The organism is Paraburkholderia silvatlantica, assembly GCF_003096715.1.
Lineage (GTDB): Bacteria > Pseudomonadota > Gammaproteobacteria > Burkholderiales > Burkholderiaceae > Paraburkholderia > Paraburkholderia silvatlantica.
The window spans coordinates 1-1,057 of the sequence record NZ_QEOL01000080.1 but is presented as its reverse complement, the minus strand read 5'-3'; the positions used below and the strand labels follow the sequence as shown (position 1 = coordinate 1,057).

Here is a 1,057-nt window from a genome sequence, read left to right as displayed (position 1 = left end):
GCCGCGTCCTTGTCCGGGTCGTAGCGGTAGACTTCAAAAATGCGTTTGGCCATTTCCAATTCCTTTTGACTGGCGTGTGCCTTAGAACGTACGCGCCTTCGGCGGCACGGACTCGACGGTCAGCGGTTGCATGTGGACCGGCTTGTAATCGAGTCGGTCGCCTTCGCTGAACCAGAGCGTATGGCGCAGCCAGTTTTCGTCGTCGCGGTGTTCGTAGTCGCTCTGTGCGTGCGCACCACGGCTTTCCTTACGGGCTTCAGCCGAAACCATCGTTGCGCGCGCAACTTCGATCAGGTTCGCCACTTCGAGCGCTTCCACGCGCGCCGTGTTGAACACCTTCGACTTGTCCTTCAGGTGGATGTGCTTCGCGCGCTCGGCGATCTGCGCGATGTCCTTCACGCCGTCTGCCAGCAGCTTCGACGTGCGGAACACGCCTGCGTGCTTCTGCATCGAGCCGCGGATGTCGTTCGCAACGCTTTGCGCGTACTCGCCCGAGGTCGACTTGTCGAGCTCGGCGAGGCGCGAGAGCGCGAAGTCGGCGGCGTCGGCCGGCAGCGGCTTGTGGTCGCGCAGTTCCTTCACGTGCTTGACGATGTGGTTGCCGGCCGCACGGCCGAACACCACGAGGTCGAGCAGCGAGTTCGTGCCCAGACGGTTCGCGCCGTGCACCGAGACGCACGAGCATTCGCCCACGGCATAGAAGCCGTTCACGACTTCTTCGTGACCCTTCGGCGTGCCAACGACCTGGCCGTTGATGTTCGTCGGGATGCCGCCCATCTGGTAGTGGATGGTCGGCACGACCGGGATCGGCTCCTTGATGCAGTCCACGTTCGCGAACTTGAGCGCGATTTCGCGGATCGACGGCAGACGCTTCATGATCGTCTCGGCGCCGATGTGCGAGAGGTCGAGCAGCACGTGGTCCTTGTGCGGACCCACGCCGCGGCCTTCCTTGATTTCCTGGTCCATCGAGCGCGAAACGAAGTCGCGCGGCGCCAGGTCCTTCAGGGTCGGCGCGTAACGCTCCATGAAGCGCTCGCCGTTCGAGTTGCGCAGAATG

Annotated in this window: 1 protein-coding gene; it reads right to left on the bottom strand. The window is 63.2% G+C overall.

Features of this window, described 5'->3' with window-relative positions:
- Nucleotides 1-81: 81 nt before the first annotated feature.
- The coding region (locus tag C7411_RS36845; RefSeq protein ID WP_116603310.1) for an FAD-binding protein at nt 82-1,057 on the bottom strand (976 nt) is incomplete at its 5' end.